The sequence below is a fragment of the Pseudomonas sp. 11/12A genome (assembly GCF_000800055.1).
Lineage (GTDB): Bacteria > Pseudomonadota > Gammaproteobacteria > Pseudomonadales > Pseudomonadaceae > Aquipseudomonas > Aquipseudomonas mohnii.
Window position 1 is genome coordinate 1,831,781 of record NZ_JUGV01000001.1, and the last position, 15,820, is coordinate 1,847,600.

Annotated in this window: 11 protein-coding genes; 4 read left to right on the plus strand and 7 right to left on the minus strand. The window is 61.3% G+C overall.

The window, feature by feature from the left end; all coding sequences use genetic code 11:
* Nucleotides 1-93: 93 nt before the first annotated feature.
* The 4 genes from GQ39_RS08565 to GQ39_RS08580 all read right to left on the minus strand — a co-directional run bounded on the left by GQ39_RS08565 (nt 94) and on the right by GQ39_RS08580 (nt 5,679).
* Complete coding sequence (locus tag GQ39_RS08565; protein ID WP_047528868.1) at nt 94-1,866, minus strand: acyl-CoA dehydrogenase C-terminal domain-containing protein; 1,773 nt, start codon at nt 1,864-1,866, stop codon at nt 94-96.
* Between the two features lie 68 nt (nt 1,867-1,934).
* Nucleotides 1,935-3,605 carry a cation acetate symporter gene (locus tag GQ39_RS08570; RefSeq protein ID WP_047528870.1) on the minus strand — a complete coding sequence of 557 codons (1,671 nt, stop codon included), beginning with the start codon at nt 3,603-3,605 and terminating at the stop codon, nt 1,935-1,937.
* Entirely contained in the window at nt 3,605-3,931 is a 327-nt protein-coding gene (locus GQ39_RS08575) for a DUF485 domain-containing protein (RefSeq protein ID WP_052193517.1), read from the minus strand. Before GQ39_RS08575 ends, GQ39_RS08570 begins: the two co-directional genes overlap by 1 nt.
* 125 nt (nt 3,932-4,056) lie before the next feature.
* Nucleotides 4,057-5,679, minus strand: coding sequence for an acyl-CoA synthetase (locus GQ39_RS08580; RefSeq protein ID WP_047528872.1), 1,623 nt, complete (start codon nt 5,677-5,679; stop codon nt 4,057-4,059).
* Between the two features lie 229 nt (nt 5,680-5,908).
* On the opposite strand from GQ39_RS08580, the gene GQ39_RS08585 reads away from it, so the two are divergent.
* From GQ39_RS08585 to GQ39_RS08600, 4 genes are all read left to right on the plus strand, one after another.
* Complete coding sequence (locus GQ39_RS08585; RefSeq protein ID WP_047528873.1) at nt 5,909-8,185, plus strand: PAS domain-containing sensor histidine kinase; 2,277 nt, start codon at nt 5,909-5,911, stop codon at nt 8,183-8,185.
* A 4-nt stretch (nt 8,186-8,189) separates the two neighbouring features.
* Complete coding sequence (locus GQ39_RS08590) at nt 8,190-8,816, plus strand: response regulator transcription factor (protein WP_047528875.1); 627 nt, start codon at nt 8,190-8,192, stop codon at nt 8,814-8,816.
* A 78-nt stretch (nt 8,817-8,894) separates the two neighbouring features.
* Nucleotides 8,895-9,989 (plus strand): AI-2E family transporter, encoded by a 1,095-nt coding sequence (locus tag GQ39_RS08595; protein WP_047528877.1) that lies wholly within the window; start codon nt 8,895-8,897, stop codon nt 9,987-9,989.
* Between the two features lie 23 nt (nt 9,990-10,012).
* Nucleotides 10,013-11,623 carry a mechanosensitive ion channel family protein gene (locus GQ39_RS08600; protein ID WP_047528879.1) on the plus strand — a complete coding sequence of 537 codons (1,611 nt, stop codon included), beginning with the start codon at nt 10,013-10,015 and terminating at the stop codon, nt 11,621-11,623.
* A gap of 73 nt (nt 11,624-11,696) precedes the next feature.
* Here the strand turns inward: GQ39_RS08600 and GQ39_RS08605 are convergent, their stop codons facing one another.
* The 3 genes from GQ39_RS08605 to pdxR form a co-directional block, all read right to left on the minus strand.
* On the minus strand, nt 11,697-12,962 hold the full coding sequence (locus GQ39_RS08605) for an MFS transporter (protein WP_047528880.1): 1,266 nt from the start codon (nt 12,960-12,962) through the stop codon (nt 11,697-11,699).
* Between the two features lie 39 nt (nt 12,963-13,001).
* Nucleotides 13,002-14,072 (minus strand): sugar phosphate isomerase/epimerase family protein, encoded by a 1,071-nt coding sequence (locus tag GQ39_RS08610; protein ID WP_047528881.1) that lies wholly within the window; start codon nt 14,070-14,072, stop codon nt 13,002-13,004.
* A gap of 112 nt (nt 14,073-14,184) precedes the next feature.
* On the minus strand, nt 14,185-15,693 hold the full coding sequence (gene pdxR / locus GQ39_RS08615; RefSeq protein ID WP_047528882.1) for a MocR-like pyridoxine biosynthesis transcription factor PdxR: 1,509 nt from the start codon (nt 15,691-15,693) through the stop codon (nt 14,185-14,187).
* Nucleotides 15,694-15,820: the final 127 nt, after the last annotated feature.

Genomic DNA, 15,820 nt, shown 5'->3' on the forward strand with positions numbered 1-15,820 from the left:
CGGGCACAGCGGCCCTCGCCATGGCGGCAAGGGCTTATGAATAAAAAACGCGGCGCCAAAATGAGAGGAGCTGACGCCGCGTTGGTGAAAACGTCAGAACTGTTCGGCGCTCAAGCCGTACAAAGGACCACTGCCAGCGCGAATGGATTGCTCCAGGCTCAAGATGCGTGGCAGCAGGCGGTGGATGTAGAAGTCGGCGGTGGCGATTTTCGCGCCATAAAAACCTTCGTCTTCACTGCGTTTTTGCAGGGCGACCTGAGCCATCCGCGCCCAGAGCCAGGCGTAGGCGACGTAACCGAAGAGGTGCAGGTATTCCACCGAAGCGGCACCGACTTCGTTGCGATTGGTCGCCGCGCGATCCTGCAGCCAGTCGCTCAGGTCCTCCAGGCACCGCACTGCGTCGAGCAGTTGAGCGGCATAGGGGGCGTTCGGCTGGGTGGCAAAGCGGCGAATCTCCCCGGTGAATTGGCGCAGCGCCAGCCCCTTGTCGGCCAGCACCTTGCGGCCGAGCAGGTCCAGCGCCTGGATGCCGTTGGTGCCTTCATAAATCTGCGCGATGCGCACGTCACGCACCAACTGCTCCTGGCCCCATTCGCGGATGTAGCCATGGCCACCGAACACTTGCTGGCCGTTGACACAGCTTTCCAGCCCGGTGTCGGTAAAAAACGCCTTGGCCACCGGTGTCAGCAACGCGACCAGGTCCTGTGCGCTTTCGCGTTCCCAGGCATCGTCGGAAAACTTCGCCAGGTCCAGTTGCTGCCCGACATAACTGGCGAACGCGCGGCCGCCTTCAGTCATGGCTTTCATGCTCAGCAACATGCGGCGCACGTCAGGGTGAACGATGATCGGGTCGGCTGCTTTGCCCGGGGCCATGGCACCGGTCGGCGAGCGGCTCTGAATGCGTTCGCGGGCATATGCCACGGCGCTTTGGTAGGACGCCTCGGCACAACCGATGCCCTGAATGCCGATGGACAGGCGTTCGTAGTTCATCATGGTGAACATCGCCGCCAGGCCTTTGTTCGCCTCACCGATCAACCAGCCGCTGGCGCCATCGAAGTTCATCACGCAGGTGGCCGACGCCTTGATGCCCATCTTGTGTTCGATCGAACCACAACTCACGGCATTGCCGGCGCCCAGGGAGCCGTCGGCATTGACCAGCACTTTCGGCACCAGAAACAGCGAGATGCCTTTCGGGCCAGCCGGCGCATCCGGCAGCTTGGCCAGCACCAGGTGCACGATGTTTTCAGTCAGGTCCTGATCGCCACCGGTGATGAAAATCTTGCTGCCGGTGATGGCGTAGCTGCCATCGGCATGAGGCTCGGCGCGGGTGCGGATGAGCCCCAGGTCGGTGCCGGCGTGGGCTTCGGTCAGGCACATGGAACCGGCCCAGCGACCTTCATACATCGGCGGCAGATAGAGGTTTTTCAGGGTCTCGCTGGCATGGGCATCCAGCGCCAGGCAGGCACCGGAACTCAAGGCCGAATACAGCGCAAAGCTCGAGTTGGCGCCGTAGAGCATCTCTTCGAACTGCACCGCGAGCATCTTCGGCATGCCCATGCCGCCGAACTCGGCATTACCGGACAAACCCACCCAGCCGCCTTCGATGTAGGTGGTGTAAGCCTGCTTGAAGCCGATGGGCGTGGTGACTTGGCCTTCATGCCACTGCGCGCCTTCTTCATCACCGCTGCGATTGAGCGGTGCAATCAAGTGCGAGGTGACTTTCGCCGCTTCTTCAAGAATGGCGTCGGCCGTATCGGCGTCGACGGTGTCGGCCAGGGCCGGCAGGCGCGCCCACAGGGCCGGTGCGTCGAATACTTCATGCAGCACAAAGCGCATGTCGCGCAGTGGGGCATTGAATTGGGGCATAACGTGAACCTCGTTGGGACGGTTGTGCAACGGGCACGGCGCCGCATGGGCGGGCCGTGCCTTTTCGATCAGTGACTGGAAGCGGCGGCGGCACCGAGACCGGTCTGGGCGCGGACGAACTGGTCAGCGAAGGCATCACGCTCCTTGTCGGCGCGCACGCTGCGGTCGAGCCTGGACACCACGACGATCACCAGGAACGCCAGCGGCATGGAAAACAGCGCCGGGTGGTCATACGGGAAGATCGCGTGAGCATGACCGAGCACAGTGACCCAGACCGCTGGCGAGAGGATCACCAGCACCAGCGCGCAAACCAGGCCGGCAAAACCGCCGATGATCGCGCCTTTGGTGGTCAGGCCTTTCCAGTACATGGCCATGATCAGCACCGGAAAGTTGGTCGACGCGGCGATGCCGAAGGTCAGGCCCACGAGGAACGCGACATTCATCTTCTCGAACAGAATGCCCAGCAGAATCGCGATGATGCCCAGGCCTACCGTGGCCATGCGTGTGACGCGCATTTCCTGTTTCTCGCTGGCCTTGCCCTTCTTGAACACGGTGGCGTAGAGGTCATGGGAGATCGCCGAAGCACCGGCCAGTGCCAGCCCGGACACCACCGCCAGGATGGTGGCGAAGGCGACCGCCGCGAGGAAGCCGAAGAACAGGTTGCCGCCGACCGCTTTGGCCAGGTGCATGGCCACCATGTTGCCGCCGCCAATCAGGGCGCCGCCGACTTCACCGTTGACGTAGTACTGCGGATCGGTGCCGATGATCACCATCGCGGCAAAGCCCAGGGTGCACACCACCAGGAAGAAGAAACCGATGAAACCGGTGGCGTAGAACACCGATTTACGCGCCTCTTTGGCGTTAGGCACGGTGAAGAAGCGCATGAGAATGTGCGGCAGGCCGGCGATGCCGAACACCAGGCCCAGGGACATCGACGCGGTGTTGATCGGATCGGCGAGCATCGAGCCTGGGCCCATGATGTTCCAGCCGCTGGCGTGGGCCTGTACGGCTTTGTCGGCCAGGGTCTCGTAGCTGAAACCGAACTGCGACATCGCCATCACCGCGAGGGTGGTGCCACCGGCCAGCAACAGCACGGCCTTGATGATCTGCACCCAGGTGGTGGCGATCATGCCGCCGAAGATCACATACACCAGCATCAGCGCACCGACGATCACCACCGCCACCGGGTAGTCGAGACCGAACAGCAGCTTGATCAACTGACCCGCACCGACCATCTGCACGATCAGGTAGCAGCACACCACCGTCAATGAACCGAAGGCCGCGAAGATCCGCACCTTGTTCTGGTCCAGCCGATAGGAAACGATGTCGGCGAAGGTATAGCGCCCCAGATTGCGCAGACGCTCGGCCATCAGGAAGGTGATGATCGGCCAGCCGACGAAGAAGCCGATGGTATAAATGAAACCGTCGTAGCCCTTGGCGAACACCAGGCTGGATAGCCCCAGCAGGGTGGCTGCCGACATGTAGTCACCGGCAATCGCCAGGCCATTCTGAAAGCCGCTGATACCGCCGCCGGCCGTGTAGAAGTCCGAAGTGGATTGGGTTTGACGCGCCGCCCACCAGGTAATGGCCAGCGTGCCCAGGACGAAGACGAAGAACATGCCGATCGCATTCAGGTTGAGCGGCTGTTTTTCCACCGCCCCCAGGGCCGGTGCGGCGAGTACGACAGAGGCCGGCAACAGGCCGAGAGTGCCGAGGATGAGCTTGTTGAACAGGGTCATCATTTGCTCTCCTCGAGAATGGCGGCGCCCAGGACATCGAAGCGCGTATTGGCGCTGTAGACATACCAGCCGGTCAGCAGCCAGGAAAACACGATGATTGCCGCGCCTACCGGCATGCCGAGCGTCAACATCCGATGCTCGCCGAGCGGCGCGTGCAGCCACTGCGGGGCAAACGCCACAATCAGCATGAACAGGTAGTAAGTGCCCAGCACGGCGGCACTCAACGACCAGGCCAGGCGCGAACGACTGCTCACCAGCTCAAGGAATTTGGGATTGTTGCGAATGCGTTCGCAACGTTGGGTATCGGTTGAATGGATGTCGATCATCAGTAGCTCCACTTTTGTTTTTGTTATCGGTCCGTGGTGGGCCCGGCAGCGCCGAATTCGGCGTGCACGAACCCGAGGCGGCAGGTTGAACACCTGCCGCCCGTGGGGTACATCGTTGTTTCGGGTTAGAGCGCGGCGGCCCGGTCGCGCAACACGTACTTCTGGATCTTGCCGGTGGATGTCTTCGGCAACAGGGTAAAGATCACGGTGCGCGGCACTTTGAAGCCGGCCAGGTGTTCGCGACAGAAAGTGATGATGTCTGCCTCGCAAACGTCCTGGTGATCGGTCTTGAGTGTGATGAAGGCGCAGGGCGTTTCGCCCCATTTTTCATCGGGACGGGCAACCACCGCGGCTTCCAGCACACCCGGATGGCGGTAGAGCACACCTTCGAGTTCGATGGTGGAAATGTTCTCGCCGCCGGAAATGATGATGTCCTTGAGGCGATCCTTGATCTCGACGTAGCCGTCGGGATGACACACCGCCAGGTCGCCGGTGTGGAACCAGCCCCCTTCGAATGCTTCGGCAGTGGCGGACGGGTTCTTCAGGTAGCCCTTCATCACGGTATTGCCGCGCATGAAGATCTCACCGATGGTCAGGCCATCGCGCGGGGTCGGCTCCAGGGTCGCCGAATCAGCGACCATCACGCCTTCCAGGGTGGGGTAGCGCACGCCTTGACGAGACTTGATCTGCGCCCGCTCATCCAGGGGCAACTCGTCCCATTCGGCATGCCAGGCGCAAATCGTCACCGGGCCGTAGGTTTCGGTCAGGCCATACACGTGAGTGACCTTGATGCCCATCGCTTCGACGGCGCCGATCACTTTGGCGGGCGGCGCGGCGCCGGCAACCATGGCGTTGACCGGATGATCGATGGCCGCTTTCGCCGATTCCGGCATGTTCACCAGGGCGTTGAGCACGATCGGTGCACCACACAGGTGAGTGATCTGATGTTCGCGAATCAGCGTCAGGATTTTCTGCGGGTCGACCCGGCGCAGGAACACATGCACACCGGCCATTGCGGTGATGGTCCAGGGGTAGCACCAGCCGTTGCAATGGAACATCGGCAACGTCCAGAGGTACACAGGGTGGTTGCCCATGGCCCAGGTCATCTGGTTGCCCAATGAGTTCAGATAGGCACCGCGATGGTGGTAAACCACGCCCTTGGGATTACCGGTGGTGCCGGAGGTGTAGTTCAGGGAGATGGCTTGCCACTCGTCGGTTGGCCATTTCCAGGCAAAATCCGGATCGCCTTCGGCCAACAGCGCTTCGTAGTCCAGATCGCTGACGGCCTGGCCTTCGCCGTATTCCGGGTCGTTGACGTCGATTACCAGCGGCGGGTGATCGAGCATGCCGATCGCTGCGCGGATCACGTTGTGGAACTCACGGTCGGTAATCAACACCTTGGCTTCGCCATGCTGGAGCATGAAGGCGATGGCCTCGGCATCCAGACGAACGTTGAGCGGGTTGAGTACGGCACCGATCATCGGCACGCCGAAATGCACCTCAAGCATCTCGGGAATGTTGGGCAGCATCACTGCCACCGTGTCGTCCTTGCCGATGCCGCGACCGGCCAGGGCAGAGGCCAGTCGCCGGCAGCGGGCGTAGGTCTGCGCCCAGGTACGGCGGATCGAGCCGTGGATGACGGCGGGGTAGTGGGGATAAACGTTGGCAGTGCGCTCGATGAAGCTGAGCGGAGACAGGGCAATGTGATTGACAGCCGAAGGGTCTAACCCTTGCTCATAGATCGACATTTTCGGGTACTCGGTGGCTTATTGTTAGCTCTATGGGTGATCTCGCGAGGCAGTCGCTGAGGGCACCTTGATGTCCGGAGTACGTTATATAACATCCAGCTATACGTATGGAAGTACAACCTAGGGCGTATAGTAGTTCTACTATATTTCATTCTTTCCGATCCAAATCAATGCCGCGGCATCTCCAAAGCCGGTATATGCTTGGTTTTCCTGACAAAGTGGACCCGCGATGACCCTGACCCCCGTTCGATTGCACAGCTGGTTGCGCCTGCAGCGCGAAGGCGTGGCGTTGTCGGCCCGCGCCGATGCGTTGTGTCGTGCCCTTCAGGATTGCCCGGAAGTGCAGCGTGCGGTTTATCTCAGTTGGCAGCCCGGTGCGCGGATCTACGGTCACGAGGGCTCGGCCCAGCACTTTCCACCGGGCCTGGGCGACCCGGCGCTGGCCAGCGATCAGTTGCTGTTTGAGCATCTGGTCGAAGCCGGGCGCCTGGATCTGGCTCAAGTCCGTCAACTTGACTGCTGGTTGTCGGGCCGATTGCGTCGAGCGGCCATCAGCCATGGACAGGTGTTCGATCTGGCCTTGCAGCCGGGGCAGGCCGGGTTGTTGCTGGTGGAAGTGCGCGAGGGTGTGAGTCTCGACTGGCTGGGCTGGGTGCAGGATTTGTTGACGACATTGCTGACCAGCGTCAATGGCATGCTGCGCGGTTCGCCGTTGCTGGGCCATGATCCGCAACCGAGCCTGTTGCTCGATGCACAGGGCCGGCCGCTGGAGTTCAACGCGGCGCTATTGGCCTTGCTTGGCGAAAAGCCGTTGACCGATGTGTTGGGCTTTTTACCGGTCAATCATCGGGTGTTGGTGCGCGCGAGCCTGGATCAGCAACGTGCCATCGAAGGCGTCGAGGCACAGTTCGAAGAGCAAATACTGATCTGGACCTTCATCCCCGATCCCCAGGATAACCGCGTGCTCGCCCGTTGCCGGCACGCCACGACCCAGGTGCTGGCGGAGCGGGAAGCGGCCACCGCTCGCCGGCTGTACCGGCTGATCATCGAAAACACCACTGACCTGATTTCCCGGCACACGCCGGACGGGCGCTTTCTCGATGCCTCGCCCGCGTCCTGGACCTTGCTCGGCTACTGGCCCGAGGAATTGCGCGGACAAATGGCCCAAGGCCTGTTCCATGGGCAGGACCTCGCCAACCTGGTTCAGCGCGCGCGCGATGCGCTGGAGCAGGATGGATATCACACGATGACCTATCGCATCCGTCATCGCGACGGGCATTACCTGTGGTTCGAAACCGCCTGCCGCGCGATACGCGAGACCTACACCGGAGCGGTGGTCGAAGTGGTCAGCGTCTCCAGGGACATCACGGCGCGGGTGCAGGCCGAGGAAAACAAGCGACGACTGGCCGAGGTGGTGGAGGCCAACACCGATCCGGTGCTGTTCATCGACCCCAAGGGCCAAGTCACTTACCTCAACCCGGCGGCGCGGCGCATCCTCGGCATCGATGAGCAGCAAGCGATGCCAGCCCTGGCCGAGTTGTTCGCCAGTAGCGACCTGGGGCGCCTGCAACGTGACGGCTGGAGCAGCGCCGAACGCGATGGCGTCTGGAGCACCGATGCGCGCTTGCAGCCGCCTGGCGGCGGCACATCGGTGCCCGTGTCGCTGGTGTTGCTGGCGCACCGTTCCGCCGGCGGCGAGCGCTATTACTCGCTGGTGGCACGGGACATGACCGAGAGGGAGCTGCGCGAAGTGCAACAACGTCGCCATCAGGATGAGCTGGCGCACACCGCGCGGTTGGTGACGCTGGGCGAACTGGCCTCGGGGATTGCCCATGAAATCAACCAGCCACTGGCTGCCGTGGTGAATTACGCCAATGCGAGCCAACGCTATTTGCAGACCCTGGGCAGCAATCCCCAGGCGGCCGCCAGGGTGGCGCAAGGCCTGGAGCGCATTACCCATCACGCCACCCATGCGTCTGAAGTGATCCGGCGTCTGCGCGCGTTTCTGCGCAAGGGGCAGCGTCGCATGCAGGCGCTGAACCTGACCGAAGTCGCCCGTGAATCGGTGCGTTTGTGTGCCTGGGAGGCGAGCAATTGCCAAGTGACAATCGAGGATCGACTGCCGGATAATCTGCCGCCCGTTTATGCCGACCGCGTGTTGCTTGAGCAGGTGTTGCTCAATTTGCTGCGCAATGCCATCGACGCTAATCGCGAGCAACATCCTGGCCAGCCTTCGCTGATCGTGATGGCGGTGGAGCAGGGCAGTGGTGGCACCCTGGAAATCAGTGTGCGAGACCAGGGGCCGGGGGTCGGCGAGCCCGAACTGGAGCAGATTTTTACCCCGTTCTACACCAGCAAGGCCGATGGCCTGGGGCTCGGCTTGTCCATGAGCCGCAGCATCATCGAGGGTTTCGGTGGCGAACTGCAGGCCCGGCGCCAGCCTGTCGGGTTGCTGATGTGTTGCCGCCTGCCGCTTGCCGGTCCAACAAAACAACAACAGGAATGACGTAATGGCAGGTGCGACGGAGCACGTGGTGTATGTGGTCGACGATGACCAGGGCATGCTCGAATCAACCGTGTGGTTATTGGAGTCGGTCGGTCTCAAGGCCTTGCCGTTTACCAGTGGTGTCGAGTTCCTCGATGCCTGCGACGCCAGTCTCGATGCCTGCGTGATTCTCGACGTACGCATGCCCGGCATGGGGGGGTTGAACGTACAGGAAGAAATGCGCGTGCGTGAGTTGAACCTGCCGATCATTTTCGTCAGCGGCCACGCCGATGTGCCAATCGTGGTCCGTGCCTTCAAGGCGGGCGCCCATGACTTCATCGAAAAGCCCTACAACGAGCAGTTGCTGCTCGACAGCGTGCAGCAGGCGCTGAGCAGTTGCGCCACGCAGCGGTCCGGCAATCAGGCCTTGCAGGCACGCTTGCTGACGCTGACTCCACGGGAACGCGACGTCATGTTGCCTCTGGTGCAGGGCTACACCACCCGCGAAATCGCCGAGCAACTGGGCGTGAGTGCAAAGACCGTCGATCTGTATCGCTCGCGCGTCATGAAACGCATGCAGGCCAATACGTTACCGGACCTGGTGGGCATGGCCATAGCGGCGAACATGGTCGATCCACTGAAGCTGCGTTGATCCTTCGCGCCGTGCAATGTGCGTCTATGCTGGGCTAACAGATTCGCCCACTACACGGCGAACCGTGAGGAGACAGCCATGGTGCCCACATCGATCACAGTGAAAACCTTGTCCCGCGGCCTGCTTGACGTAATGATCCGTGCCGGACTGATTGTCGTCATGGTGCTGTTTTGCTTCGAGATTTTCCGACCGTTTCGCGACTTGATGTTGTGGTCGTTGATCCTGGCGATCACGCTTTACCCGTTGCAAACGCGGCTCAGGGGGCCGCTGGGGCACAAAGATGGATTCATTGCGACCCTGATCGTGCTGGTGGCCATTTTGATTCTCATGGTGCCGGTCTATCTGTTGGGCGCCTCGGTTGCCGACTCGGTCCAGAGCACCATTATCCTGGTCAAGACCGAAGGCTTTCATATTCCCCCACCGACGGATTCCGTCGCCACCTGGCCACTGGTGGGTAAACCCATATCGGTCATCTGGATGCAGGCAGCCACTGACCTGCCAAGCCTGACCGTGAAGTACATTCCGCAAATCAAAGGCATCAGCCTGGGGCTGCTGAGTAAACTGGCCGGAATCGGCATGGGCTTTCTCATTTTCATCTTTGCGCTGATCATCGCCGGCATCTTCATGGCCTACGGCGAAGCCGGCAGCCGTAGCGCGGTCCAGATCGCCTCGCGCGTCAGCGGCCCGGACCGGGGCCCGAGTATCGCGGCGCTGTGCACCGCAACGATCCGTGCCGTGGCGCTCGGGGTGGTCGGCATCGCCTTCATCCAGATGTTGCTGGTGGGCTTGGGGTTTGTCTTCAAGGGCGTGCCCGCTGCCGGGTTGCTGGCATTGGGTGTGTTGTTACTGGGCATCATGCAGCTGCCGGCGACACTGATCACCATCCCGGTCATCGTTTATGTGTTCGCCACTGAAGGCCCCAATACCGGCACCATCGTGTTCGCCATTTATGTGTTCGTTGCGGGGCTGGTGGACAACGTACTCAAACCCTTGATGCTGGGGCGCGGTGTGGACGTGCCGATGCCGGTGATACTGATAGGTGCCCTGGGCGGCATGGTCACCAGCGGCATCCTCGGCTTGTTCATCGGCCCGGTGGTGCTTGCGGTCGGCTATCAGTTGTTCTGGCAGTGGGTGGAAGATCGGCCCCAGGATGAAAATCAGCCATTACTCTGAACCTGTGCGGGAAGGAACTCAGCATGCGCATCAGGGGACTCACCGTCGTCATCGCCATTTTCTGTTTATTGAGCCCGGTGCATCTGTGGGCCGAGGACGCACCCAAGGCCCCGGACGCGTCCGCCGAACTCAAAGTGGCCAACCGCAGTGTCATGGTGTTCCGTGCCACGGTACTCGGAGAACCGCCGCAATCGCGGGTCAAGCGTGCTGGCGCAGTGATCCGCGAGGCGCTGGATGAAGCCGACGATCTCAACGTCCGCATCGATCCGATCCAGAACAGTTACCTGGTGCTGTTGGGCAACCGGCGCGCGTTCATTGTCTCTCCCAAAGACGTCGACAGCCTGGGCACCGCGTCAGTCCTGGAGACCGCCGAGCAAGCGGCGCAGAACCTGCGTCAGGTAGTCGCTGAAACCCAGGAAGCGCGCAGCCTGCGACTGATTCTCAGGGCGTTGATCGCCGTCACGCTGGCCACCACCCTTTATTTCGCGCTGCTGTGGGGCATGGTTTACCTGCGGCTCAAATTGTTGAAAAAACTCCCGGAGTTGATGCATCGGCACACCAAGGCGTTGAGCGTGGGGCGCGTGCAGCTCATCGATGCCAATTTCCTCTACCCGCTGGTCAGCCGTGTGTTGTGGTTTCTGCGCTGGCTGGTGGTGTTGCTGTTGACCTACGAGTGGCTGGGATTTGTCCTGTCGCGGTTTCCCTATACCCGGCCGTGGGGCGAAAGCCTAAATAACTACCTGCTGGAGGTCGCGACCTACCTGTTCCAAAGCATTATCAGCGCGATTCCCGGGCTGGGCGTGGCCCTGATGATTTTCTTCATCGCCCGGGGCGTCAGCGCATTCAGCAAGCGAGTGTTGCGGCGCATGGCCGGCCCCGGCATCTTGAATTGGCTGAATGAGGAAACCCTGCAGCCGACCACCCGGCTGATGTCCCTGGCGATCTGGTTGTTTGCGTTGGCCATGGCCTATCCGTACTTGCCGGGGGCGGGCACCGATGCATTCAAGGGTTTGTCGGTGCTGCTCGGCCTGATGATTTCCCTGGGCGCCACCAGTGTGGTTGGCCAGGCGGCGTCGGGGCTGATTCTGACCTACACACGCACCCTGCGACCGGGGGAGTTCGTGCGCATCGGCGAATACGAAGGCACGGTAACCGAACTGGGCATGTTCACCACGCGCATCCGTACCGGCCTGGGTGAGGTGCTGACCTTGCCCAACTCGATGATCACCAACTCGGTGACCAAGAACTATTCGCGGATCGTGCAGGGCGCCGGTTATGTGGTCGATACAGTGGTGACCATCGGCTACGACACGCCGTGGCGGCAGGTCGAAGCCATGCTGCTGGAGGCCGCCAGACGCACCGCCGGGATTCTCGCAGTGCCGACGCCCCAAGTGTTTCAGACCGCTTTGTCGGATTTCTACCCGGAGTATCGCCTCGTGGCCCAGGCCATCCCCAGCCAGCCGCGCCCGCGTGCCGAGTTGCTCAGCATGCTGCACGCCAATATCCAGGATGTGTTCAACGAGTACGGCGTGCAAATCATGTCGCCGCACTACCTTGGCGACCCGCGACAAGAGAAGTGGGTGCCGAGGGAGAAATGGTATTCGGCGCCTGCCCAGGAGCCGAAGGAACGTTGATCGCGCCGTATCACCTGGCAGCGCGCTGCCGGAAGCGACCCTGTCCAGGTCACTTCCGGCGTACCGCGAAGGTTTACCCTTGAGGTACCGCCACGCCCGCGCAAGCGGGTGATTTTTTCTGCACGGTTCGGTACAGCAGGGTGGACACCATGAAGCCAACAATGGCCAACACGCTCATCAGGCTGAAGACATAGTTGTAGCCCTGCTGACCAGGGAAATGATCAAGCAGGGTGCCGTAGATCACATAAGCGAACATGCCTGGCGCATAACCGATCAGACAACCGATGCCGAAGGCCGAGCCCGTGATGTGCTGAGGGATGCCGACTTCACCCATGGGCGCCCAGAACACGCCGCGCATGGAAAACACAATCAGCGCGAAAGACAGCGTGGCAGCCATGCCCGCGTAGATGAAGCTCGGGCTTTTCGGGATCAGCAGGATCACGCCCATCAGCGGCAACAAGGCCAGGAATGCCCATTTCAAGTAACGACTGGTGCTCTTGAACTGCTTGTCCGCGATGAAGCCACCGGCAGGTCCGCCAAGGATCTTGAGGAAGTACTGATTCATGATGCCGTAGGCGCCCACCAGTGCCACCGGCAGTCCATACATCTCCTTGAGGTAGGGAATGAAATAGGTCAGCCCGCAGTAGACGATATAGACCATGAACACGTTGAGGCTGACCAGCCAGATGCCCGGTACCTTGACCGCTTCAAGCAGGTTCGACCAACCGTTCTTCGCCTTGGCGGCTGCCTGTGGGGTGCCGCCCTTGAGCAGGAACCAGGTCAGGGTTCCGGCAATCATGTCGATGACCGAATAGAAGAGGATGGCCGACTTCAGGCCGGCCTCACCGGAGCCCATCGCGACAAACACGCCCAGCGCGGAGAAGGCGACCACGGTATCAATCACGCCACGCCCGCCTTCCAGAAGGCCGAATAGCCGTCCCTGTTCGTTGTCGTCGCCAAGGTTGCGGATCGCCTTGAGCAGCGATGGCCAGAAGATGCAATCGGCGCAGACCGCCAGCAGACAGAACACGATCAGCAGGTTATTGAACGGAGGAAAGGTGGCCAGGTACAGACCAAGGCTGCCGGTGCCCAGCAGCCCCAGGGGAATCAACTTGCGTGTGTCGAATCGGTCGGCAAGCATGCCGCCCACGACAAACAGCGCCGTGGCAATGATGGCATTGGCGCTCAACAACAAGCCGATTTCAGTGTGGCTCAAGCCCATGAACTCTTGCATGGGCACATAGAAGGCATCCTTGAGGCTGGCCAGCTTGTAGATGGTGCCGCCACCGAGGATGAGAATCAGGAATCTGAGCCATTTGGCCTTGTCACGAGTTGTCATTTTTGTTCTCCAGGCGAAATCAGGGACGCAGTGTCAGGTTCAGGCTTGGGTGCCGTGGGCCAGGGTCAATTCGGCCAAGGTTCGAAACTCGGCCAGCAAACCCCGTACGTAGGCGACCTGGTTGTTCGCCCAGCGGTGTTCGTCGGCCAGCATTCGCTCCAGCGAGTAGCCCGCAGGCAGCGCTGTTTCACTCATTTCCCGGTAGGCGATAAACGGATCGGCGGCTTCATCGGTCTGGCGGAACGCCGGCGCCACGTAATGGTTTTCCTGCTCCAGGATGAACGCGATCACTTGTGGGGTTGAGTCGCCCAGCATCAGCAGTTCGAACAACATGCGGGCGTTGGGCAGATCGTCCTCGTCGCAGCCCTGCAGCACGCCGTAATGGCCGAAGCCGTTGTGCTCGGGCACGATGCGCACCCCCTTGAGATGGACCTGGCGGATGTGCGGCCCGAGGGTGCGCAGCGCCTGCAGGGGTTGTTCGCAGGCATTGATCATGTTGCCGAAGTCGAACAAGGCATGCAGGCGAGGGTGGTCGAGTCGGTTCAGCAGTTGCGCGATCTCGGCGCTCTTGAGTTCTTCGTGCTGCTCGAAATCAAAGAACAGGTCATGGGCGTCCGCCTGTTGCGCGAGGTAATGCAAGTCCGACTCGATCACGTCCATGACCCGGGACAGTGCCCCTTCATAACGTGAGTACACGCGGATGTTGCGGGTGCCCAGGGCCTTGGCGATGGCGATGACCTGATCGACGTCTTGTTTGCGCGTGCTGCTGATTTCCAGGTGAACATCGAGCGCCAGCGACTTGGCCTTGTCAGCGAATGCCTGCAATTGCGCGGGCGTCATTTGGCTGAGGCTGTTTTCCTCGCCATCGAGCAGGTGCAGGCTGAGCCCCTGCAACTCGTGCCGATAGGCGAAGTCCAGCAGGTCGGCGGGTTTGACCCGGCCGTGGGTGAGATTGGTCAGCAGGGGGTAGGCATGCGCAAACAGACGCAGTCGGGCCAGTCGATCGAGCAACTGGCGGGCCAGTGTCTCGGTCAGTGCGGGCGGGGTTGCGGCCTCGTCAACCTTGTGGCTGAGCAAGGCATTGAATCGCTCTTGGATCTTATTGTTCATTCGAGTCGTTCCTGGTTCAGACGCCGGGTCTACCGGCGCCGTCTTTATCGCGCCAGTCAGGAACTCTCGATAGATCCATTATCCGTTAATTGATAAGACCACTTGCCGCGCTTCAAGGGGCCTGTTGCAGGCAGCCCATTTTGCTCAAGGCCTGAAACAGCGCTTCGACGCGCGCTTGCGCCTGGTCCTCGGGGGTTCCGGCAAAGCCGATCAACAGGGCAGGGGGTAACACATGCTCAAGGCAGTAGTCGCTCAGGGCATAGGTATGAATGTTGTGCCGGGCCAGTTCCTTGGCGATCTCATCGTCATTCAGTTGGGGTGGCAGCCAGGCGATCAGATGCATGCCGGCTTCCACCAGCGTGATCCGGAAAAATCCGCCCAATTGCCGCTGCAATTGCTCGACCAGTGCCTGTTGCCGAGCCTGGTACAGCGCGCGCATGCGGCGAATATGTCCGATGAAGTGGCCTTCGCCCATGAAGTCAGCCGTCACCGCCTGCAGCAGGGTGGGCGGGCTGCGATCCATGACCGCGCGCAAGGTGCAGAAGGGTTCGACCAGGGCCTGCGGCAGGATCACGTAGCCCAGGCGCAGCGATGGGAAGAGCACCTTGCTGAAGGTGCCGACATAGATGACCCGGGCCCACTGATCCATGGCATAGAGCGCAGGCAACGGGCGGCCGCTGTAGCGAAACTCACTGTCGCAGTCGTCTTCGATGATCCAGCTTTGATGGGCCGCGGCCCAGTCGATGAGTTCCTGGCGTCGCCCATAACTCATGGTGACCCCCAGCGGGTGTTGGCGCGACGGTGTGGTGAATACCAGGCGGGCATCAGGACAGCGGGCCAGGCCTTGCTGGACATCGATGCCCTGTTCATCGACAGGCAAGGGGACCAACAAGCCACCCTGGGCCTGCAGTGCAATGCGCGCCGCGATATGCCCCGGATCTTCCATCCACACACTGTCCTGCGGGTTGAGCAGCAGCATGCCCAACAGGTTGAAGGCTTGCTGGGCGCCGGAAACGATCACCACCTGCTCGGCAGTGCAATCAATGCCACGGGCATCAAACACGTAGTCGGCAATCGCCTTGCGCAGGTCCGTTAAACCCTGCAGCTCGCCATAGCCAAGCATTGCCTTGGTGGGCTTATGCAGATGGCGGTTCATCAAACGTTTCCAGACCGCTTGTGGGAACGCGTCGTAGGCACTGTGGCTCGGCAGGAAGGAGGTCGGGGTCCCGGCGGCCCAGCCGGCATAGGACACCCCCTGGAAATGACGGCTGCGCATGGACAGCATCGAGCGGCTCAGATCGGACAGGCGCGGCGGTTGGGGTGGCGGCTGATCATCGGTCAGGCCTCGGTCTTCCCACTCATTGCCGACATAGGTGCCGGCGCCGGTCCGCGACGCCAGAAAGCCTTCGGCAATCAGTTGATCGAATGCATTGAGGATGGTGATCCGCGACAGGTCCAGCTCTTTGCTCAAGGTGCGGGTCGATGGCAGGCGCACGCCCCCTTGCAGTCGCCCACTGAGAATCTGTTTGCGAATCTGCAAATACAGTTGGCGGTACAGGGGCATGGCGCTGGCACGGTCCAGCTCAATGCCCGACAGCAGCAAACCGGCGGGGGATTTCATGGGTCGCTCGTCTGGATGGGGGATTTGACCTGAATCAGCGTCAGGCACTCGCGGTGCGCAAGGTTATCGAGCGGCAGTCGATAAGTCACCCGCAGCGGGCATCGTGAACGTTGGCACAACAGGCTGG

What these genes read in the sequence shown, in the direction of transcription:
- GQ39_RS08565 (WP_047528868.1), bottom strand. Translation starts at nt 1,866, where the DNA reads ATGCCCCAATTCAATGCCCCACTGCGCGACATGCGCTTTGTGCTGCAT.
- GQ39_RS08570 (WP_047528870.1), bottom strand. Translation starts at nt 3,605, where the DNA reads ATGACCCTGTTCAACAAGCTCATCCTCGGCACTCTCGGCCTGTTGCCG.
- GQ39_RS08575 (WP_052193517.1), bottom strand. Translation starts at nt 3,931, where the DNA reads ATGATCGACATCCATTCAACCGATACCCAACGTTGCGAACGCATTCGC.
- GQ39_RS08580 (WP_047528872.1), bottom strand. Translation starts at nt 5,679, where the DNA reads ATGTCGATCTATGAGCAAGGGTTAGACCCTTCGGCTGTCAATCACATT.
- GQ39_RS08585 (WP_047528873.1), top strand. Translation starts at nt 5,909, where the DNA reads ATGACCCTGACCCCCGTTCGATTGCACAGCTGGTTGCGCCTGCAGCGC.
- GQ39_RS08590 (WP_047528875.1), top strand. Translation starts at nt 8,190, where the DNA reads ATGGCAGGTGCGACGGAGCACGTGGTGTATGTGGTCGACGATGACCAG.
- GQ39_RS08595 (WP_047528877.1), top strand. Translation starts at nt 8,895, where the DNA reads ATGGTGCCCACATCGATCACAGTGAAAACCTTGTCCCGCGGCCTGCTT.
- GQ39_RS08600 (WP_047528879.1), top strand. Translation starts at nt 10,013, where the DNA reads ATGCGCATCAGGGGACTCACCGTCGTCATCGCCATTTTCTGTTTATTG.
- GQ39_RS08605 (WP_047528880.1), bottom strand. Translation starts at nt 12,962, where the DNA reads ATGACAACTCGTGACAAGGCCAAATGGCTCAGATTCCTGATTCTCATC.
- GQ39_RS08610 (WP_047528881.1), bottom strand. Translation starts at nt 14,072, where the DNA reads ATGAACAATAAGATCCAAGAGCGATTCAATGCCTTGCTCAGCCACAAG.
- pdxR (WP_047528882.1), bottom strand. Translation starts at nt 15,693, where the DNA reads ATGAAATCCCCCGCCGGTTTGCTGCTGTCGGGCATTGAGCTGGACCGT.